The organism is Aeromicrobium sp. (genome assembly GCF_023146395.1).
In the GTDB taxonomy this organism is placed as follows: Bacteria; Actinomycetota; Actinomycetes; order Propionibacteriales; family Nocardioidaceae; genus Aeromicrobium.
Map to the genome: position 1 here is coordinate 22,659 of NZ_JAGLCD010000003.1, position 19,576 is coordinate 42,234.

Annotated in this window: 18 protein-coding genes and 2 riboswitches; of the genes, 8 read left to right on the forward strand and 10 right to left on the reverse strand. The window is 74.9% G+C overall.

Translation table 11 applies throughout. The features are described 5' to 3' along the window. Nucleotides 1-21: 21 nt before the first annotated feature. Genes KAG51_RS01940 through KAG51_RS01965 form a run of 6 tightly spaced genes read left to right on the forward strand, consistent with a single transcriptional unit; the run spans nt 22 to nt 6,384 of the window. Nucleotides 22-1,131 carry an energy-coupling factor transporter transmembrane component T gene (locus tag KAG51_RS01940; RefSeq protein WP_290580067.1) on the forward strand — a complete coding sequence of 370 codons (1,110 nt, stop codon included), beginning with the start codon at nt 22-24 and terminating at the stop codon, nt 1,129-1,131. Continuing rightward, nucleotides 1,124-2,707: an ABC transporter ATP-binding protein gene (locus tag KAG51_RS01945; RefSeq protein WP_290580069.1), complete on the forward strand. Its 1,584-nt coding sequence runs from the start codon at nt 1,124-1,126 to the stop codon at nt 2,705-2,707. The genes KAG51_RS01940 and KAG51_RS01945 overlap by 8 nt, the downstream gene beginning before the upstream one ends. Continuing rightward, nucleotides 2,704-3,540, forward strand: coding sequence for an ECF transporter S component (locus KAG51_RS01950; RefSeq protein WP_290580071.1), 837 nt, complete (start codon nt 2,704-2,706; stop codon nt 3,538-3,540). The genes KAG51_RS01945 and KAG51_RS01950 overlap by 4 nt, the downstream gene beginning before the upstream one ends. Next, nucleotides 3,537-4,118, forward strand: a complete 582-nt coding sequence (locus KAG51_RS01955; protein WP_290580073.1) for an antibiotic biosynthesis monooxygenase — start codon at nt 3,537-3,539, stop codon at nt 4,116-4,118. The genes KAG51_RS01950 and KAG51_RS01955 overlap by 4 nt, the downstream gene beginning before the upstream one ends. Continuing rightward, a complete protein-coding gene (locus KAG51_RS01960) occupies nt 4,115-5,641 on the forward strand; it encodes a cobyric acid synthase (RefSeq protein WP_290580075.1) in 1,527 nt (508 codons plus the stop codon). The genes KAG51_RS01955 and KAG51_RS01960 overlap by 4 nt, the downstream gene beginning before the upstream one ends. Further along, the gene (locus KAG51_RS01965; RefSeq protein WP_290580077.1) at nt 5,638-6,384 is read left to right on the forward strand and encodes a cobalt-precorrin-6A reductase; all 747 of its coding nucleotides are present in this window, start codon (nt 5,638-5,640) and stop codon (nt 6,382-6,384) included. The genes KAG51_RS01960 and KAG51_RS01965 overlap by 4 nt, the downstream gene beginning before the upstream one ends. An 80-nt stretch (nt 6,385-6,464) precedes the next feature. Here the strand turns inward: KAG51_RS01965 and KAG51_RS01970 are convergent, their stop codons facing one another. The 10 genes from KAG51_RS01970 to KAG51_RS02015 all read right to left on the reverse strand — a co-directional run bounded on the left by KAG51_RS01970 (nt 6,465) and on the right by KAG51_RS02015 (nt 17,337). Continuing rightward, the gene (locus KAG51_RS01970) at nt 6,465-7,400 is read right to left on the reverse strand and encodes a cobalamin biosynthesis protein (protein WP_290580079.1); all 936 of its coding nucleotides are present in this window, start codon (nt 7,398-7,400) and stop codon (nt 6,465-6,467) included. After that, nucleotides 7,397-8,188, reverse strand: a complete 792-nt coding sequence (locus KAG51_RS01975) for an adenosylcobinamide-GDP ribazoletransferase (protein ID WP_290580081.1) — start codon at nt 8,186-8,188, stop codon at nt 7,397-7,399. Before KAG51_RS01975 ends, KAG51_RS01970 begins: the two co-directional genes overlap by 4 nt. Continuing rightward, nucleotides 8,188-9,237: a nicotinate-nucleotide--dimethylbenzimidazole phosphoribosyltransferase gene (gene cobT, locus KAG51_RS01980; RefSeq protein ID WP_290580083.1), complete on the reverse strand. Its 1,050-nt coding sequence runs from the start codon at nt 9,235-9,237 to the stop codon at nt 8,188-8,190. The genes KAG51_RS01975 and cobT overlap by 1 nt, the downstream gene beginning before the upstream one ends. Then, nucleotides 9,234-10,046, reverse strand: coding sequence for a CbtA family protein (locus KAG51_RS01985; RefSeq protein WP_290580085.1), 813 nt, complete (start codon nt 10,044-10,046; stop codon nt 9,234-9,236). Before KAG51_RS01985 ends, cobT begins: the two co-directional genes overlap by 4 nt. A 162-nt stretch (nt 10,047-10,208) precedes the next feature. Beyond that, nucleotides 10,209-10,427: a CbtB-domain containing protein gene (locus KAG51_RS01990; protein ID WP_290580087.1), complete on the reverse strand. Its 219-nt coding sequence runs from the start codon at nt 10,425-10,427 to the stop codon at nt 10,209-10,211. A gap of 54 nt (nt 10,428-10,481) precedes the next feature. After that, a riboswitch (cobalamin riboswitch) is annotated at nt 10,482-10,547 on the reverse strand. Nucleotides 10,548-10,612: 65 nt separating this feature from the next. Further along, a complete protein-coding gene (locus tag KAG51_RS01995) occupies nt 10,613-11,035 on the reverse strand; it encodes a histidine phosphatase family protein (protein ID WP_290580089.1) in 423 nt (140 codons plus the stop codon). Then, a complete protein-coding gene (cobA, locus tag KAG51_RS02000; RefSeq protein ID WP_290580091.1) occupies nt 11,032-12,060 on the reverse strand; it encodes a uroporphyrinogen-III C-methyltransferase in 1,029 nt (342 codons plus the stop codon). Before cobA ends, KAG51_RS01995 begins: the two co-directional genes overlap by 4 nt. Next, nucleotides 12,057-14,495 carry a cobyrinate a,c-diamide synthase gene (locus KAG51_RS02005; protein ID WP_290580093.1) on the reverse strand — a complete coding sequence of 813 codons (2,439 nt, stop codon included), beginning with the start codon at nt 14,493-14,495 and terminating at the stop codon, nt 12,057-12,059. Before KAG51_RS02005 ends, cobA begins: the two co-directional genes overlap by 4 nt. A gap of 122 nt (nt 14,496-14,617) precedes the next feature. Continuing rightward, nucleotides 14,618-15,232 carry a cob(I)yrinic acid a,c-diamide adenosyltransferase gene (cobO, locus tag KAG51_RS02010; protein WP_290580095.1) on the reverse strand — a complete coding sequence of 205 codons (615 nt, stop codon included), beginning with the start codon at nt 15,230-15,232 and terminating at the stop codon, nt 14,618-14,620. After that, nucleotides 15,232-17,337: a VWA domain-containing protein gene (locus KAG51_RS02015; RefSeq protein ID WP_290580097.1), complete on the reverse strand. Its 2,106-nt coding sequence runs from the start codon at nt 17,335-17,337 to the stop codon at nt 15,232-15,234. Before KAG51_RS02015 ends, cobO begins: the two co-directional genes overlap by 1 nt. Nucleotides 17,338-17,369: 32 nt before the next feature. Further along, nucleotides 17,370-17,505: riboswitch (cobalamin riboswitch) on the reverse strand. A gap of 43 nt (nt 17,506-17,548) precedes the next feature. Here KAG51_RS02015 and cbiE point away from each other — a divergent pair. Further along, a complete protein-coding gene (cbiE, locus tag KAG51_RS02020; RefSeq protein ID WP_290580099.1) occupies nt 17,549-18,769 on the forward strand; it encodes a precorrin-6y C5,15-methyltransferase (decarboxylating) subunit CbiE in 1,221 nt (406 codons plus the stop codon). Beyond that, the gene (locus KAG51_RS02025) at nt 18,766-19,524 is read left to right on the forward strand and encodes an SAM-dependent methyltransferase (protein ID WP_290580101.1); all 759 of its coding nucleotides are present in this window, start codon (nt 18,766-18,768) and stop codon (nt 19,522-19,524) included. The genes cbiE and KAG51_RS02025 overlap by 4 nt, the downstream gene beginning before the upstream one ends. Nucleotides 19,525-19,576 lie beyond the last annotated feature (52 nt).

Genomic DNA, 19,576 nt, shown 5'->3' on the forward strand with positions numbered 1-19,576 from the left:
CCGACCTGAACAGGACTGATGATGCTCGCGCGTGACCTGCACCCCGGAGCCTGGTGGCTGTGGGCGATCGGTCTGGCCGCAGCCGCCACGTTCACGCTCAATCCGGTCGCGCTGCTGCTGATCTGGGCGGTCGCCGCGCTGGTCGTGATGGCGCGTCGCTCGGAGGCCCCGTGGGCCCTGTCGTTCCGTCTCTACGTGTTCCTCGCGATCTTCATCGTGGTCCTGCGGGTGGTGTTCCGGATCGTCTTCGGCACCGCGGCCACCGACGCGGACGTCATCGTGCTGCACCTGCCGGAGATCCCCCTGCCGGAGGCGGCTCGCGGCATCCAGCTGCTCGGTGACGTGACCCTCGTGGCCCTGCTCAGCGGCTTCTACGACGGCCTGCGGCTGGGCGCCATCGTGCTGTGCGTGGGTGCCGCGAACGCCCTGGCCAACCCGAAGCGCCTGCTGAAGTCCGTGCCGCCTGCGCTGTACGAGGTGGGCACCGCGGTCGTCGTCGCGCTCACGATCTTCCCGCAGCTCGCCGAGAGCGTGCAGCGGGTCAACCGGGCCCGGCAGCTGCGGGGGTCCCCGCGCCGCGGCGTCGGCGTGCTGCGACGGGTGGTCGTGCCCGTGCTCGAGGACGCCCTCGAGCGGTCGATGACGCTCGCGATGGGCATGGACGCGCGAGGGTACGGCCGCAGTGGCCGCGCCACCGCCCGCGAGCGGCTCGTCACCGGCGTGCTGATGCTCGTCGCACTCTTTGCGCTCTGCGTCGGCATCTACGCCTATCTCGACGCGACGGCACCCCGCGCGCTCGCGGTCGGCGGCCTCGCGGTCGGGCTGCTCACGGCCGCCGCTGGACTCTGGTCGGCGGGGCGCCGGGTCGAGCGCACGCGATACCGACCCGACCGCTGGCGGACCGCCGAGCTGGTCACCGCGGGTGCCGGGATCGCCGTGGCGATCGGGGTCGACCGGGCGTACGCACTCGACCCGTTCGCCGTCGTCCCGGGGCTCGACGGGTGGCCGGAGGTCTCGCCCTGGGTGCTCGCCATCATCATGGTGGGGGCCCTGCCGGCGTTCGTCACGCCGCCGCCCGCGGTCGAACGTGGCACACAGAGCCCCAGCCCGGAGGAGGTCGTCGATGCTTGAGCTGCGCGACGTCTCGTTCGCCTACACCGGCACCGACTGGACCTGGCAGCACGTCGACCTGCGCCTCGACGAGGGCGAGCTCGTGCTGGCCTGCGGCCGCACCGGCTCGGGCAAGTCCACCCTGCTCGGCCTGTTCAACGGCCTCGTGCCGCACTTCACGGGCGGCACCCTGGCAGGCGACGTGCTGGTCGACGGCCGCTCGATCCTCGGCCTCCCGCCGCGCGAGCTCGCGCACGTGGTGGGCTTCGTGCCCCAGGATCCGCTCTCGGGATTCGTCAGCGACGTCGTCGAGGACGAGCTCGCGTACGGCATGGAGCAGCTCGGTCTTCCCGCCCAGACCATGCGCCGACGGGTCGAGGAGACGCTCGACCTCCTCGGCATCGCCGACCTGCGGCGCCGGCCGCTCCGTGCCCTCTCCGGCGGTCAGCAGCAACGGGTCGCGATCGGAGCGGTGCTCACGATGCACCCGCGGGTGCTGGTGCTCGACGAGCCCACGTCGGCGCTCGATCCCACGGCGGCGGAGGACGTGCTGGCCACCGTGGCCCGGCTCGTCGACGACCTCGGCCTCACGGTCGTGATCGCCGAGCACCGCATGGAGCGGGTCATCCCGTTCGCCGACCGCCTGGTCGTGGTGCACGACGGCTCGGTGTCGGTCGGGGAGCCAGCGGCCGCGCTCGTCGACTCACCGGTGGCCCCGCCGATCGTCGAGCTCGGGCGACTTGCGGGATGGGACCCGCTGCCGCTCTCGGTGCGGGAGGCTCGCCGCCGGCGCACCGATCTCCTGGCGCGGCTGCGTGAACCGGCGCCCCCGCAGGTGCGGGCGGGCGACGCGGTGCTCCGTGCCCGGGGTGTCTCGGTCGCCTACAAGTCCTTCGCCGCGGTCCGCGAGGTCGACCTCGACGTCGCCGCGGGCGAGGTCGTCGGTCTGATGGGTCGCAACGGGTCCGGGAAGTCGTCGCTGCTGTGGGCGCTGCGCGGCGCCCAGAAGCGAGCCGCGGGCACGGTCGAGATCGGCGGCGACGACCCGGCCACGATGTCGGCCGAGGACGCCCGAGCGCGGGTCGGGCTCGTGCCCCAGACGGCCGCCGACCTGCTCTACCTCGAGACGGTCGCCGAGGAGTGCGCCGCTGCCGACGACCAGGCCGCGGTGCCGTCCGGGACGTGTCGCGGGCTGCTGGACCGCCTCGCGCCCGAGATCGGCGACGCCCAGCACCCGCGCGACCTCTCCGAGGGCCAGCGGCTCGCGCTCGTGCTGTCCGTCGTGCTCACGTCGTCGCCGCTGCTCGTCGTCCTCGACGAGCCGACCCGCGGTCTCGACTACGCGGGCAAGGCGGCGCTCACCGCGATCCTGCACGACCTCGCCGCGCGAGGTCATGGCGTCGTGGTCGCGAGCCACGACGTCGAGTTCGTCGCCGAGGTCGCCGACGCCGTCGTCGTGATGGCCGAGGGCGAGGTCGTCTCGCGTGGTCCTGCGGCCGAGGTGCTCGCCGAGTCGCCGTCGTTCGCCCCCCAGGTCAGCAAGGTCCTCGGTCCGCCCTGGCTCACGGTCCCGCAGGTGCGGGAGGCGCTGCGATGAGCCGCGACGTGCAGGCCGGACGCGACACCGCACTGCGACTCGGGCCCCGGTCGGTCGCCGTCCTGGCCGTGGCCAGCCTGGCCGGGCTCGCGATGTTCCTCTGGCCGCTGATCCTGCAACCCGCGCCCGGCGACACGCGGGTCGACCAGCCGTTCATCTTCATGCTGCTGCTGCCGGTCGTCGTCCTGGTCGTGGTCGCGGAGCTGACCGAGGGCGGCATGGACTCCAAGGTCCTGGCCGTCCTGGCGGTGCTCACGGCGGTCAACGGGGCGATCCGGCTGCTCGGCGCGGGCACCGCCGGCATCGAGACGATCTTCTTCCTGCTCATCATCGCCGGGCGCGTGTACGGAGCCGGATTCGGCTTCGTGCTGGGGTGCACGAGCCTGTTCGCCTCCGCGCTGCTGAGCTCGGGCGTGGGGCCGTGGCTGCCGTTCCAGATGATGTGCGCGGCGTGGATCGGGATGGGGGCGGGCCTGCTGCCGTCGCGGCTGCGCGGGCGCGCCGAGATCGCGGTGCTCGTGCTGTACGGCGTCGTTGCGGCCTATCTCTACGGATTCCTCATGAACCTGTCGTCGTGGCCGTTCACGCTCGGCATCGCGTCGCCTGGTGCGGGTGACACGGCCCAGATGGTGCCCGGCGACCCCGTGCTGGAGAACCTCCACCGGTTCGTCGTCTACACGCTGCTCACCTCGACCTGGGGGTGGGACACCGGGCGCGCCATCACGACCGCGCTGTGCCTGGTCGTGCTCGGGCCCGCCCTGCTCACGACGCTGCGACGAGCACTGCGGCGGGTGCAGCACGTGGCCACCACGACGCCTAGCCTGACGTCATGACCGGACCCGTCACCGTCTCCATCACGCGGCACGTCGATCCCGACCACGAGCAGCAGATGCTCGCGTGGCTCCGGGCGGGCACGCAGCTGTCGGAGCGCTTCGACGGATTCCTGGGATCGGGATGGGTGCGCCCCTCCGCGGGGTCGACCGAGTGGCACATGCTCTACCGCTTCGACTCACCCGAGCACCTCGAGGCCTGGAACGAGTCGCACCAGCGACGCTGGTGGCTGGAGTCCGCGCAGGGGTTTGTGGAGGAGGCGCGTCACGAGCAGCGCACGGGGATCGAGGGCTGGTTCGACGAGCCCAGCAGCGTCGACGTCCGCGACCTCCGGCCGGCGCCCGTGCCGCCGCCGCGGTGGAAGCAGATGTGCGCGATCTTCCTGGTGTTCTTCCCCCTGAGCGTCGCGGCCAACTGGGCGTCGAGCCATCTGCTGCCCGACCTCGTGCTGCCGCTGCGCGTGCTCGTGAGCGTCCTGGTCATGACGCCGGTCATGACCTACGTGGCCCTGCCGTTCATCACGCGCCTGCTCGCGCCGTGGCTCAACAAGCAGCCTGACGCGCGACGGGGCCTCGGGTGAAGGGACTCCTGGTCGCCGGCACGACCTCGGACGCCGGCAAGACGATCGTCACGACCGCGATCTGCCGGGCCTTCGCCCGTCGCGGGGTCAAGGTCGCCCCGTTCAAGAGCCAGAACATGTCGAACAACTCGATGGTCGTGCGCCCCCTCGGCGGGGGTGCCGGGCCGTGGGCGGCGGGACAGCACGGCGAAATCGGTCGAGCGCAGTGGATCCAGGCGGTCGCGGCCGGCGCGGAGCCCGAGGCGGCGATGAACCCGGTGCTGCTGAAGCCGGGCAGCGACCACACGAGCCACGTCGTCGTGATGGGTCGTCCCGCCGGCACGCTGGGGGCGCGCAGCTTCACCGACGGCGGACGGGCCCACCTCGCCGAGGCCGCGTTCGCCGCGCTCGACGACCTCGCGTCGCGGTACGACGTCGTCGTCGCCGAGGGGGCCGGTTCGCCCACCGAGATCAACCTGCGGGCGAACGACTACGTCAACATGGGGCTCGCGCGGCACGCCGGTCTGCCGACGCTCGTCGTGGGCGACATCGACCGGGGCGGGGTCTTCGCCGCCCTCTTCGGCACGGTCGCGCTGCTCGAGGGGGCCGACCAGGACCTCGTGGCGGGGTTCGTCATGAACAAGTTCCGCGGCGACGTCTCGCTGCTCGCCCCGGGCATCGACCGGCTCGCCGAGCTCTCGGGGCGCCCGACCCTCGGGGTCCTGCCGTGGCACCCCGACCTGTGGCTCGACTCCGAGGACGCGCTCGACCTCGAGGGGCGCCGGTCGGCGTCGCCCGACGACGCCCTGCGGGTGGCGGTCGTGCGGCTGCCCCGCATCAGCAACTTCACCGACGTCGACGCGTTGGGCATCGAGCCGGGCGTCGACCTGGTGTTCGCCTCGCAGCCGCACCACCTCGACGGGGTCGACCTCGTGGTGCTCCCGGGCACGCGTGCCACGATCGCGGACCTCGCCTGGCTGCGCGAGCGGGGCCTGGCGGACGCCGTGCTGCGGCACGCGGCCGCGGGCGGACCCGTGCTCGGCATCTGCGGGGGCTTCCAGATGCTCGGGCGCACCGTGAGCGACCCCGCCGGCGTCGAGGGTGCGGTCGGAGCCGAGGTCGGCGGGCTCGGCCTGCTCGACGTGCGCACCGAGTTCGGCGCTGAGAAGGTCCTGCGCCTTCCCACCGGCTCCGCGCTGGGGCACGAGGCGTCGGGCTACGAGATCCACCACGGCCGCATCACGCGTGGCGAGGGCGTCGAGGACTTCCTCGCGGGGGCTCGCGCCGGCGCCGTGTTCGGCACGATGTGGCACGGGAGCCTGGAGTCCGATGGACTGCGTCGGGCGCTGCTGGCCGAGGTCGCGGCCGTCACCGGCCGGCCCGCGCCGGCCTCGGACGTCTCCTTCGCTGCGCGCCGCGAGGCACGGCTCGACGTGCTGGGTGACCTCGTCGAGCAGCATCTCGACGTCGACCGGCTGCTCGACCTGGCCATGTCGGGTCCGCCGGCCGGACTGCGGCGCCTGGCGCCGGGAGCCGGCACGTGACCCCCGAGGCGCACGTCCTGCTGCTGGGTGGCACGTCGGAGGCGCGCGATCTCGCCGAGCGACTGCTGGCGGCCGGGATCGTGTTCGAGTCCTCCCTGGCCGGCCGGGTCGCGCGCCCGAAGCTGCCGGTCGGACCCGTGCGCATCGGTGGCTTCGGCGGGGTGGAGGGGCTGCGGTCGCACCTGCGCGAGCGCGGCGTCACGGCCGTGGTCGACGCGACGCACCCGTTCGCGGCGGGCATGACCCGCCACGCGGCGGCGGCCTGCGCCGCCGAGGCCGTGCCGCTGCTGCGTCTGGCCCGGCCGGGCTGGTCCGCGGTGCCCGGGTCCGAGCACTGGCACTGGGTCGACGACCACGAGGCGGCGGCGGTGCGGGCGGCCGACCTGGGGCGGCGGCCGTTCCTCACGGTGGGTCGCCAGGCCCTCGACCGGTTCGTCGGACCGCTCGCCCAGCACGCCGCGCTGGTGCGGGTCGTCGATCCGTCGGAGATCGCGCTGCCCGAGGCCTGGACCCTGCTGCTGAACCGGGGTCCCTATGCGCTCGAGGGCGAGCTGGCGCTGATCGACGACCACGGCCTCGACGTCCTGGTCACGAAGGACTCCGGGGGCACCCACACCCGGCCCAAGCTCGAGGCCGCGGCGCGGCGATCGATCCCGGTCGTCGTGGTCCGTCGCTCCGACCCCGCCCCCGACGTCCCCACCGTGACCGACCCCGCCGCCGTGCTGACCTGGCTCCGCACCTGACCGCCTGCGCCAGATTTGCGCCCAGTTGTGCAGAAGTCGACCACGCGAACCGCACAACTGGGCGCAAATCTGGGTCGGCGTCAGCGGCGGGGGCGGAGGGTCACGGCGGCGGCCACCACCAGGGCACCGGCGCCGACGGCGCTCGCGAGGCGCACGGAGCGGGGCACGTCGGCCGGCGCGGGCGGCGGGCCGTCGCCGAGGCGGACGCGTTCGTCCATGACCCCCTCGTAGTGGTTGACGCCGCCGAGCCGCACCCCGAGCGCCCCGGCGAACGCGGCCTCCACGGCTCCCGCATTGGGGCTCGGGTGCCCAGGGGCGTCCTCACGCCACGCGCGCCGGGCGGCGGACGGACTGCCCCCGACCAGGGGAGCGGCCACCGTGGCGAGTGCCGCCGCGAGCCGGGCGGGCACGAGATTGGCGAGGTCGTCGAGCCGGGCCGACGCCCAGCCGAAGCGGCGATACCGCGCGGAGCGGTGGCCCACCATCGCATCGAGCGTGTTGACCGCGCGGTAGCCCACGAGCCCCGGCACGCCCGCGACGGCGCCCCACCACAGCGGCGCGACCACGGCGTCGGAGGTGTTCTCGGCGACCGACTCGACCACGGCCCGGGCGAGCTGGTCGGCGTCGAGCGCACGGGGGTCACGGCCGACGAGGCTGCGCACCCGGTGCCGCGCGGCCGGCAGGTCGCCGGCGAGCACGTGGTCGCCGACCGCCGTGGCCTCGCGGCCCAGGGAACGACCGCCGAGCACGGCCCACGTGGTCACGGCGGTCGCGAACGCGTGCCGGCTGGGACGGTCCGCGGTGCACCGCTCGGCCAGGTGGCCGGCCACGGTCACCGCACCGACCGCGACCGCCGTGAACGCGACACCGTTGCTGCGGCGGTCGGCGTAGAGGCGCTGCTCGAGGGCACCGGCCGCGCGACCGAATCCGGCCACGGGGTGCCACCGGGCCGGGTCGCCCAGCAGGCGGTCGGCGGCGTAGCCGAGCACCAGGCCGGCGGCGCGGGAGCGGCTCACGGCACGCTCGCGGCGATCAGCCCCGCGGTGAGGGCGATCTCGATCGCGGCGCCGAAGCAGTCGCCCGTGACCCCGCCGTGGCGCCGAAGGCAGCGCTCCAGCACGGCCAGGGTGCCGAGCAGCAGGGCCCCGGCGAGCACGAGTCCGCGCCACCACGGCAGGTCGGCCGCGAGCGCCAGACCGACACCGGTGAGGGCGAGGAGGACCCAGGTCACGGCCGCCGCGACCCTCGGCACCGTGCCGGCGAAGCTGATCGCCAGGCCGGAGTCGCGGGCCGGCGGCACCCCCGAGGCGCAGCAGATCGACAGTGCCGCGCGCGACAGGCACACGAGCCCGCCGACCACGAGCGGCGCCGCGCCGGTGCCCACGAGCGCCGCGACGCAGGCGGCCTGCAGCCCGAGCACCACGACGAGCGTCGCCGCTCCGGCCGGCCCCGCGGTGCCGCCCTTCATGACCTCGAGCGAGCGCTCGCGGTCATGCGACGCGGTGAGGCTGTCGGCGACGTCCGAGAGCCCGTCCAGGTGCAGCCCCCGGCTCGCGAGCGCGAGCACACCGGTCGTGAGCAGGCCGACCGCGAGCGGTGGCGCGTCGACGAGGTCGCCGAGCCAGACCACGAGCGCCGCCGCGAGCCCGATGGGCAGGACCGCCAGTGGGGCCAGCAGCATCGCGGCGCCGGCTGAGCGCCGGTCGACCCGGACCGGCGACGGCCAGCGCACGACCGTGAGCGTGCCGGCCGCCAGCAGCCAGCCGTCGCGCAGTGCCGATCGGGTCGGAGACGAGTCCGACATCAGGGCAGCAGGTCGGCGAGCAGGGCCATGTCGGTCAGCAGGAGTCCGGCGGAGCGGACGATCGGCACGGCCGCGACCGCGCCGCTGCCCTCGCCGAGTCGCATCCCGAGATCGAGGATCGGCTCGAGGCCGAGCTTCGCGAGCGCGACCTGCTGGCCCGGCTCGGTCGAGCGGTGGCCGGCGGCGAACCACGCGGCGGCGCCCGGTGCGAGCCGGTCGGCGAGCACGGCCGCGGCGACGCTGATGACGCCGTCGAGCAGCACGGGCACGCCGGCGCGGGCGGCGGTGGCGAGGAACGCCGCCGAGGCGGCGAGGTCGGCGCTGCCGAGGGCCTGCAGAGTCTGGACCGGGTCGTCCGTGCGGTCACCCACCCGGTCGAGCGCCTGCTGCACGACCGCGGTCTTGTGCGTCAGTCCCGCGTCGTCGAGGCCGGTGCCACGGCCCGTGACCTCGTGGGCCGGCAGACCGAGCGACGCGGCGATCAGCGCGGCGGCCGGCGTCGTGTTGCCGATGCCCATGTCGCCCGAGACGAGCAGCTGCGCGCCTGCGGCGATCTCCTGGGCGGCGATCGTCGCGCCCGCCTCGAGCGCCCGACGGGTCTCATCGGCCGAGAGGGCGTCCTCGAGGTGGATCGCCCCGGACCCGGGGCGCACCTTGAACTCCCGCACCTCGGGGTCGAGATCCGCGAGCTCCTCCTCGACCCCGAGGTCCAACACGCGCACCGACACCCCGTGCTGGGCCGCGAGCACCGAGACACCCGCACGCCCGGAGACGAACGTGCGCACCATGGCACCGGTGATCGCCTTGGGGTAGGCCGAGACGCCGTGGTCGGCGACGCCGTGGTCCCCGGCCAGCACGACGGCCCGGACCCGCTCGAGGGCCGGCGGCGGCACCGCGCCCTGGGTCGCGGCGACCCAGACGGCGAGGTCACCGAGGCGACCGAGCGCCCCGGCGGGTGTCGCGAGCCCGGCCAGCCGCTCCCGGGCCGCCGCGACGAGTGCAGGGTCCGGGGCGGTGACCGGCGTGCCGGTGACGGGAAGCGTGCTCACAGGGCGGCCGCCGCGTCGCGTCGAGCGAGGTCATCGACGTCGCGGTTCCAGGCCCGGTTCACGAGGCCGGTCAGGACCACGCCGAGCACGAGCCACAGCGCGGCCTGCGTGATGAGCGACCCGACCCGGAACTCGAACAGCGTGTTGGCCGGGAAGGAGTTGGGCACCTCGTCGATCGGCGCCATGACGGCGAACGCGACGCCCACCACCGCGAGGTACACCGCGCCGCCGACCGCGGTGGCCAGCCAGGCCGAACGACCGGCGAGCACCTGGCGCGCGACGATGATCGCGGCGACCACCGCGAGGATCGAGATCGCCAGGAAGCCGAAGTACAGGGCCGTGCGCTCCCCGATCGTGTCGCCGCTGCCGGTGGCCGGCGGGTTCGGCGGGTACTTCAGCCACGGCGCGAGCACGACGGCGACGAAGCCGACCGCCGTGACGAGCGCGGTCGTGGCGACGGGCGAGAGGCGGCCGAAGCGTCCCGCGGCGAACGCCGACGCGATGCCGACCAGACCGCCGAGCACCGCCCCGACGAGCACCGTGGCGGTGGCGAGGCCGGGGCCGGCCTGCTGGCCGCGGGTGATGCCGCCTTCCTCGTCACCGTGCGAGTGCGAGTGGGCCGCGCCCTCCTCGGTCTCGTCGTGGTCGTGGTCGTGCACCGCGGTGTCGGCGGGGGCCGCGGCGGCCTCCTCGACCGCGATCGCGTCGTCGATGGCGGGCTCGCCGACGCCGATCGCGACGACGAAGGCGATCAGGCCCCCGAGGAGACCGGCGATCAGGCCGTTGATCAGAAAGCTGCGTGCGTTCATGGGGTGGGTTCCGTCCAGGAGTGCGGGCGCGCCGAACCACGTCGGGGTCGCCGCGCCGCGAAGCGAGGTCGCCGGGCTACCGGCAGGGGAGGACGACGGTCACCCGAGGTGACCGTCGTGCGCGGTGCGCATCAGTGGCGGTGCGCACCAGGGGCGGCGTGGTCAGTGGCAGGGGAAGCCGAGCAGGTGGCGTCCGTCGTGGACCCACTCGTGCACGTCGCTGCCGGCGAACAGGGAGAAGGCCCCCTGCTCGGCGCCCACGAAGTAGGTCACGACGACCGCGAGCAGCGCGGCGAAGAGGGCCCACGGGGCGAGATCGCGGACGGGGATGGCGACCGGGGTGACGGCGGTTCCGGACACGGTCGGGTTGAGCTGGCTCATCTGGACTCCTTCGGGATACGTGCGTCCCGTGGTGGGTGGAATGTCGAGATTCGGGTCTGACTCCACCCGCCGGAGCGGGTGTCACAGTAGCGCGACTGTGCCGGACTCTCACCGGCTTCCGAGGTCTCGATCAGCCTGATCGTAGGGCATGGTCGTTGCGGTCTGCGACGGCTGGGGCGAACGTCTCACGGAACGATCTGCAGCTCACCGTTGTCGGGCAGGCGTGCGGGCTCGCCCGTGGCCCGGGAGACCGCCAGGGCGATGACGTCGCCGTGGCTGACGACCAGCGCGGTGCCGTTCGGGACGTCGGCCAGGGCCGCTGCGGTGCGGGCGTCGACGAGGTCGAGCGGCTCGCCGTAGCCCTGCTCGACCAGGCGCGGGTCGAGGTGCACCGGGAGCCCGAGCGCGCGAGCCACGACGACCGCGGTCTGGCGGGCCCGGACCGCAGGCGACGACACGACGTGCTCGATCCCGAGTGGTGCGGCCTCGGCCGCGGCCGCATACGCCTGCTCGAGGCCGAGCGCGGTCAGCGGCGGGTGCGGGGTGTGGCCCTGGAAGCGGCCGGCCGCGTTCCAGGTCGACTGCCCGTGCCGCAGCCACACGATCATGCGTGGACCGGGCGCTGCTCGGCGGGGCGATCGGCGCCACGGGCCGCCACGGCCCCCACGACGACGACCGCGGGCGCACCGATGCCGGCGTCGCGTGCGAGCGTCTCGATCGTCGTCACGGTGCCGCGCACGACCTGCTGGCTGCTGCGGCCCGCATCGGCGACGACCGCGGCGGGGGTGGCGGGGTCGAGACCGCCAGCGACGAGGGCCGCGGCGATCGCGGGGAGCGTGCGCACCCCCATCAGCACGACGATCGTGGTGCCGGACCGGGCCAGCGCCGACCAGTCGACGGTCGAGTCCGGGTGCCCGGGCGGGACGTGACCCGAGACCACCGTGAAGCCCTGGGTGAGGCCCCGGTGCGTCACGGGGATGCCCGCGAGCTCGGGTGCCGCGATGGCGGAGGTGACGCCCGGGAGCACGCGCGTGGGCACGCCGGCGGCGTGGCACGCGTCGAGCTCCTCGCCGCCGCGGCCGAACACGAACGGGTCGCCGCCCTTGAGCCGCACGACGTCGCGCCCGGCCAGGGCCTGCTCGACGAGGACGCGGTTGATGTCCTCCTGCGACGTCGACCGGCCGTGCGGGATCTTGGCGACGTCGATGATCTCGACGTGCGGGGGCAGCGCCTCGAGCGCGGCGAGCGGCGCGAGGCGGTCGGTCACGACGACGTCGGCCGCCAGCAGCGCGGCGTGGCCGGCGACCGTCAGGAGGCCGGGGTCCGAGGGCCCGCCGCCCACGAGCGTGACCGTGCCGGGCCCGCGGGTGGCCGCCGGGCCGGGGGCGGCTGCCGCCGCGGCGACGGCGTTGACCACGAGGTCGGCCGCGCGGACGTCGTCGAGCGTGGCCTCGCGCGGCTCCCAGGTGAGCAGGCCCCGCAGGTGCCAGTCCTCGATCGTGGCGCAGACCTCGGGAGCCACGACGGTCACGGCGGCACCGGCGCCCAGCAGGGTCTCGACCCGGGACGCGGTGCGGGGGTCGCCGGCGGTCACGAGGACGCGACTGCCGGGGGTGATCGTGAGTGTCGTCATCGCAGCATCCCTCGCCAGGCCGCCAGGAGTGAGCGGGTCGTGGTCGGGCGCCGCACCGCGATGCGGACCCAGGAGTCGTCCAGGCCCGGGAACGTGTCGGCGCGGCGCACCGCGAAGCCCGCGGCGCGCAGGCGCGCGTGGGTCCCCTCGCCGGGCCGGGCCAGCACGAACGAGGCCGTGGCGGGGCCGGCAACGGGCACCCCGAGCTCGGTCAGCCCGTCGACGAGGATCGCGCGCTGCGTCGTGACCAGGCGTGCGCGGCGCTCGGCCTCCGCGACGGCCTCGTCGCTCGTGGTCGCCACGAGCACCGCGAGCGCGGGGGTCGAGACCGACCACGGCGGCTGCTGTCGGCGCAGCTCGGCGACGACCTCGCCGTCGCCCACGACGTAGCCGGCGCGGATGCCGGGCAGGCCCCAGAGCTTCGTGAGGCTGCGGAGCACCACCAGGCCAGGCATCGGCACGCCGGTCAGGCTCGCGCGCTCGCCGGGCACGGCGTCCATGAAGGCCTCGTCGACCACGACGACCCGGCCGGGCCGCAGCAGCCGGCGCAGGTCGGTCACGGGGTGCAGGACCGAGGTGGGGTTGGTCGGGTTGCCGACGATCACGAGGTCCGCCTCGTCGGGCACGGCCTCGGGGTCGAGCCGGAAGCCGTCCTCGGGGCGCGTGACGACGCGGTGCACGGCGTGACCGGCCGCCGTCAGGGCGACCTCGGGCTCGGTGAACTGCGGGTGCACCACGACGGGGTGACGCCACGGGCGGGCCCGCGCGACGAGGGTGAACGCCTCGGCGGCTCCCGAGGTCGCCAGGACCTCGGCGGGCGAGCGGCCATGGCGCCGGGCCACGGCCTTCTCGGCGGCGCGCGGATCGGGATAGCCGCCGACGCGCGCCATCGCGTCGGTCAGGGCGTGCGTGAGCCAGGCGGGCTGGGGCTCGTCGGTCACGTTGACCGCGAGGTCGACCAGACCGTCGTCGAGCTCGGCGTCGCCGTGCCACCCGAGGCCCGGCCCACCCGGGCGCTCGACCGGCGGGGTGTGCTCGGTGACGACCGCGGTGCTCGCGACGCGGGCCGCGCCCGCCGCCACGGGGGAGGCCGCCGCGGCGCCGGCCAGGCGCTGGGCGAGGTGCGGAGCCCCGGCCCAGTGCGTGTGCAGGTAGGACGCGTGCAGCGTGGGGCTCGCGAAGCCGATCGACGCCCCGCGGTCGATCCACGCGGGCACCTCGCCGTGCACGGGCTCGACGTGCGTGCGGTGGAACTCGTGGGCCGTGACCCGCTCGCCCGCGCGGGTCAGCAGGGTGTCCTGGCCGGCGATGCCGGTGCGGTACGCGAGCGTGAGGCGTGGCGACATGACCGCCTCGGCGTCGAGGGCGCCGATCATCGGCACGTCGTCGACGCTGCGGCACAGGTAGAGCAGGCCGGCGCACTCGGCCACGGTGGGCACGCCGTCGGCCACGGCCTGGCGCAGCTGCTCGCGCAGGGCCGTGTTGCCCGTGAGCCCGGCGGCGTGCACCTCGGGGAACCCGCCCCCGAGGTACAGCGCGCGGGTGCCGGCGGGCAGCTCGGTCGCGGTGAGCGGGTCGAAGACCTCGACCCGGCAGCCCGCGGCCTCGAGCAGCTCGGTCGTCTCGGCGTAGGTGAACGTGAAGGCGCGGCCCCCGGCCACCGCGACGACGGGGGCGCCCTCGACGGGCGTCACGTGGTCGGCGGGGTCCCAGGCGGCGGTGTCGAGGTCGGGGGCGGAGCGGGCGATCTCGACGACCGTGTCGAGGTCGATCCGCTCGGCGACCTGGGCCGCGAGCCGGTCGAGCGCCTGGGCGGCCTCGTCCCGCTCCTGCGCGGGGACCAGGCCGAGGTGCCGTGACGGGGCCACGATGCCGTCGTCGCGCGACAGCACGCCGAGCACCGGCAGGCCGAGCGGCTCGATCGACCGGCGGACCTCGTCGGCGTGCCGCGGCGACCCGGACTTGTTGAGGATCACGCCGGCGAGGCGCACGGCGGGGTCGAAGCTCGCGATGCCGTGGACGAGCGCGCCGATCGTGCGCGAGGCCGACGAGATGTCGACCACCAGCACGACGGGGCTGCGGGTCGCGGCGGCGACGTGGGCGGTGGAGGCGAATCCGTCGCCGCCGATCTGCCCGTCGTAGAGCCCCATGACGCCCTCGATCACGGCGACGTCCGCCATCGCGGCGGGGGTGCCGGGCCGTGGGCGGCGATCGAGCCGCGCGCCGTGCTTGAGCAGCGGTGCCAGGCGCTCCTCGCCGACGAGGTGGGGGTCGAGGTTGCGGCCGGGCCGTCCGGTCGCCAGCGAGTGGTAGCCGGGGTCGATGTAGTCGGGTCCGACCTTGTGCCCGCTCACGACGTGACCTGCCGCCGCGAGGGCCGCCATGAGCCCCGTGGCCACGGTGGTCTTCCCGTGCCCCGAGGCAGGAGCCGCCACCACAAACCTCGGCAGGCGGTGGGAGACCGAACCACTGTCCGTCACCCCATCGAGGTGGCTGGCTCCATCGGGGTGGCGGTCAGTGGATCCAGAGCCGTGAGCCAGCCGCCGAGCTGACGACGTCACCACTCGATCCCCCTCTGGCCCTTCTGGCCACGGTCGAAGGGGTGCTTCTCGTGCTGCATCTCGGTCACGAGATCGGCGATCTCGCGCAGGGCGGGGTGGGCGCGGCGGCCCGTGATCATGACGTGCTGGTGGCCGGGGCGGTCACGGAGCGTCTCGACGACGTCGTCGGCGTCGACCCAGCCGCGCTCCATCAGGTACGTGAACTCGTCGAGCACGTAGAGCGTGTGGCGCTCGTCGGCGAGGCGGCGCTTGACCTCGCCCCAGCCCTCGGCGGCCTCGGCAGCGTGGTCGGTGTCGGTGCCCTGCTTGCGCGACCACGACCAGCCGGAGCCCATCTTGTGCCACTCGACGGGGCCGCCCTCACCGGTCTGAGCGTGCAGCTCGCCGAGCCGCTCGAGCACGGTCTGCTCGCCGATGCGCCACTTGGCCGACTTCACGAACTGGAACACGCCGATGTCCCAGCCCTGGTTCCAGCCGCGCAGGGCCAGTCCGAACGCCGACGTGGACTTGCCCTTGCCGTCGCCGGTGTTGACCATCAGCAGCGGCCGGTTGCGACGCTGCTTGGTCGTCAGCCCGTCGTCGGGGACGATCAGTGGCTCGCCCTGGGGCATCAGGCCACCTCCGTCCGTACGACGCTCGTCAGGGCGTCGGCCGTGACGTCGCCGAGCGGGAGGTAGCTCGCCGCCATGACCTCGGCGAGCTGGCGCGCGAGGCCCAGGCTCATCCGGCCCGTCTCGCAGTCGACGACGACGGTCTCGACGCCCGAGAGCAGCGACGCGGCGCGCTGCGAGCGCGGGACGGCGTCGGGACCGTGGGTCGCGCGGCCGTCGGTCACCAGCACCAGCAGGGGACGACGGCGCGGGTCCCGCACCCGCTCGATGCGCAGCGTCTCGACGACCTGGAGCAGCCCCTCGGCCAGCGGGGTGCGGCCGCCGGCGGGGAGGTCGTCGAGGCGGCGGGCCGCGATGTCGATCGACCCGGTGGGCGGCAGCGCGAGCTCGGCCTCGCCGCCGCGGAACGTCACCAGGCCCACCTTGTCGCGGCGCTGGTACGCGTCGAGCAGGAGCGAGAGGATCGCGGTCTTGACCTGCTCCATGCGCCGGCGTGCGGCCATCGAGCCGGACGCGTCGACGCAGAACAGCACGAGGTTCGACTCGCGGCCCTCGGTCACCGCGACCCGCAGGTCGGACGGCTCGAGCCGCACGGTGTTCGCTTCTGGCCGCCCGTGGCCCGGCACCCCCGCCGTGCCGTCTGGCCGCCCGTGGCCCGGCACCCCCGCCGTGCGGCGGGTCGCCTGGTGGGGTGCCGCGGCCCACAGGGTCTGCGGCAGGTCGAGGCGGCCGCCGGAACCCTCCGCGCGCCGGGCGCCGACCCGGCGACCGTTCGAGGTCAGGGCACGCGAGCGCCGACCGGCTTCACCCGCGCCGAGGCCGTCGACCGTGAACAGGCGGGCCCGCGACGGCTCGCCGGCCTGGGCGGTCGTCGTCGTGCCCGAGCCTGATCCAGTGGGCTCGCCGTCGGCGTCGCCGCCCGGGGGAGGCGTCGGGGCTCCACGGTCCTCGGCCTCGCCAGTGGCGTCGCCGGGGCCGTCGTCGCTGCCGCCGTCGGGTCCCGCGGGCGGACCGTCGCCCCCGTCGTCATCCCCGTCGCCACCCCCGTCGCCATCGGGATCAGGATCCGGCTCGTCGTCTGGCCCCTGCGGCTCCTCGTCGTCGCCCAGCAGGTCGTCGAGCTGCTGCTGGTCGATGCCCGGGGCGTCGAACGGATTGCGCCGGCGGCGGTGCGGCAGTGCGAGTCGAGCCGCCACACGGATGTCCTCGGTCGTGACGTGCGTGCGGCCCTGCCATGCGGCATGGGCGACGGCCGCGCGCGCCGTGACGATGTCGGCCCGCATGCCGTCGACGTCGAACGCGGCGCAGATCTCGGCGATGCGCACGAGGTCGTCGTCGGTCAGGAGCACCTGCTCGAGCAGCTCCTGCGCGGCCGAGAGACGCTCGCGCAGAGCAGTCTCCTCGGCGGCGAATCGCTGCGTGAAGGTCTCCGGTGCGGCGTCGAAGGCGAGCCGGCGGCGGGTCACCTCGGCGCGCAGCTGCGGGTCGCGGGGCGCGGCGACGTCGACCGTCAGGCCGAAGCGGTCGAGCAGCTGCGGGCGCAGCTCGCCCTCCTCGGGATTCATCGTGCCGATCAGCACGAACCGGGCCGCGTGCTCGACCGAGACGCCGTCGCGCTCCACGGTGCTGCGGCCCATCGCCGCGGCGTCCAGCAGGAGGTCGACCAGGTGGTCGTGCAGCAGGTTGACCTCGTCGACGTAGAGGATCCCGCGGTGCGCCTTGGCCAGCAGGCCGGGCTCGTACTCCGTGACGCCCTCGCTGAGCGCCTTCTGCAGGTGCAGCGAGCCGAGCACGCGGTCCTCGGAGGCGCCGACGGGCAGCTCGACGAGACGCACGGGCCGGGTCTCGATCTCGGGCTCGGGGCCGAACGGTCCGTCGGGCGACCGCGGGTCGGCAGTGCGCGGATCGGACGAGAACCGGTCGCCCGCCACGACGTCGATCGGGGGCAGCACGCCGGCGAGCGCGCGCACCATGGTCGACTTCGCGGTGCCCTTCTCGCCGCGCACGAGGACGCCGCCGATCGAGGGCGAGATCGTCGCGAGGACGAGCGCCAGGGCCATGTCGTCGGATCCGACGACGGCCGTGAAGGGGTACTGACGTGGCATGTAGGGCTCCCGCACTCTTGCCAGGCGCTGTGCGCCATGGGGCGGCCCGAGGCCGGTCTCCGGACTTCCCGGATCCAGGTCCGGGTCACCGTAGCGGGCCCTGTGCCGGATTCTCACCGGCTTCCCGATTCTCCCCACGCGTGGGGCACCTCGGGCCGTTCTGTTCGGGCTCAGGCTAGCGCGTGGGGTCGGCACCGCTAGCCTCGCGCCCATGGCTGAGACCCTGAGGCGCGGCGACGTGCACCTCGTCGGTGTCGGTGCCGACGGCTGGGAGGGGCTCGCCGAACCCCTGCGCGCGCTGGTCGCGCAGGCCGAGGTCGTCGTGGGCGGCGAGCGTCACCTCGCGATGCTGCCGCCGCACGTGACGGCGGAGCGCGTCGTCTGGCCGTCGCCGATGCGCGCCGCGCTGCCCGGGCTCGTCGCGTCGTGGTCCGACCGTCGTGTCGTGGTGCTGGCGTCGGGCGATCCGTTCGTCGCGGGCATCGGCACGACGCTGCGGGACTTCGTGCCGCCGGAACGTCTCGTGGTGCACCCAGCGGTCTCGTCCGAGTCGCTCGCGCGGGCTCGGATGGGGTGGCCCGCGGAGAGCGTCACGGTCCTGCGTGACCACGCCCAGCTGCCGCGCCACCTCGCCGCAGGGCAGCGGCTGCTCGTGCTGAGTCGTGACGAGCACGTGCCGGCCGAGGTCGTGTCGCTGCTCGTGGACGCCGGGCTCGGCGCGAGTCGGGTCACGGCCCTCGCGCACCTCGGCGGCGCGGACGAGTCGGTCGCGAGCTCGACCGCCCAGACCTGGAAGCACGCGGTGCCGTCGCTGCACGTGCTGGCGGTCGAGGTCGTCGCCGACCGCCCGACGTCGTTCCTCGGCTGGGTCGCCGGCTTGCCGGACGACGCCTTCGAGCACGACGGTCAGCTCACCAAGCGCGACCTGCGGGCTTCGGCGCTCGCGCGGCTCGCGCCGGTCCCCGGGGCCGTGCTGTGGGACGTGGGCGCGGGGGCCGGGTCGGTCGGCATCGAGTGGATGCGGGCGCATCCGACCTGCCGCACGGTGGCCGTGGAGTCGCACCCGGAGCGCGCCGCCCGCATCGCCCGGAACGCGGCTCGGCTGGGCGTGCCCGGGCTGCAGGTCGTCGAGGGTCGCGCACCGGATGCGCTGGCGGACCTGCCCGACCCCGATGCGGTGTTCGTCGGCGGGGGTGCCACCGGCGAGGGCGTGCTCGACACGGCGTGGGCCCGGCTGGGTCCCGGGGGCCGGCTCGTCGTGCACGCCGTGACGCTCGAGACCGAACGGGTCGTGGTGGACTGGGCAAGCCGCGTGGGCGGGGAGCTGACCCGCCTCGCCGTCGAGACGGCACGGCCGATCGGCACGTTCACCGGCTGGGAGCCCGCGCGCGCCGTCGTGCAGTGGGCCGTGACGAAGGAAGAGACACCGTGACGATCCACTTCGTGGGGGCCGGCCCCGGCGCCGCGGACCTGCTGACCCTGCGCGCCGCGGCGATGCTGGGGGCCGCCGACGTCGTGGTCTACGCCGGCACGTACCTCGACGCCGAGGTGCTCGGCCACTGTCGCGAGGGCGTCCGGCTCGTCGACACCCAGGACCTCGACCTCGACCGGATCACGGCCGAGCTCGTCGGCGCGCACGAGGCCGGTCTGGACGTCGTGCGGCTGTGCTCGGGCGATCCGTCGCTCTACTCGGCGGTGCACGAGCAGGGGCGCCGCCTGGACGCGCACGGCGTGCCGTGGGACGTCACCCCGGGCGTGCCCGCCTACGCGGCCGCTGCGGCGACCGTCGCGGCCGAGCTCACGGTGCCCGAGCTCGTGCAGTCGGTCGTGCTCACGCGCACGCAGGCGCGGTCGACCGCGATGCCGGTGGGGGAGTCGCTCGCGGCGTTCGCCGCCACGGGCGCCACGCTGTGCCTGCACCTGGCGATCACCCGGACCCGGGCCCTCGCGACCGAGCTGGCCGAGCACTACGGGGCCGACTGCCCCGTGGTCGTCGTGGCACACGCGTCGCGTCCTGACCGGCTCGTGCTGCGCGGCACGCTCGGCGACATCGCCGATCAGGTGGAGGCCGCGGGTCTGCGCCAGGCCGCCGTGATCCTGGTGGGCCGTGCCCTCGCCGAGGACGTCCGCGCCGGCGAGTCCTACCTCTACGCCCCCACCCGCGACCGCTCCCTCAAGTCCCGCTGACCCCGAACCCTCCGCAGTTCGAGACCTCCGCTGGTCGAGTTGGTCCGAGGAA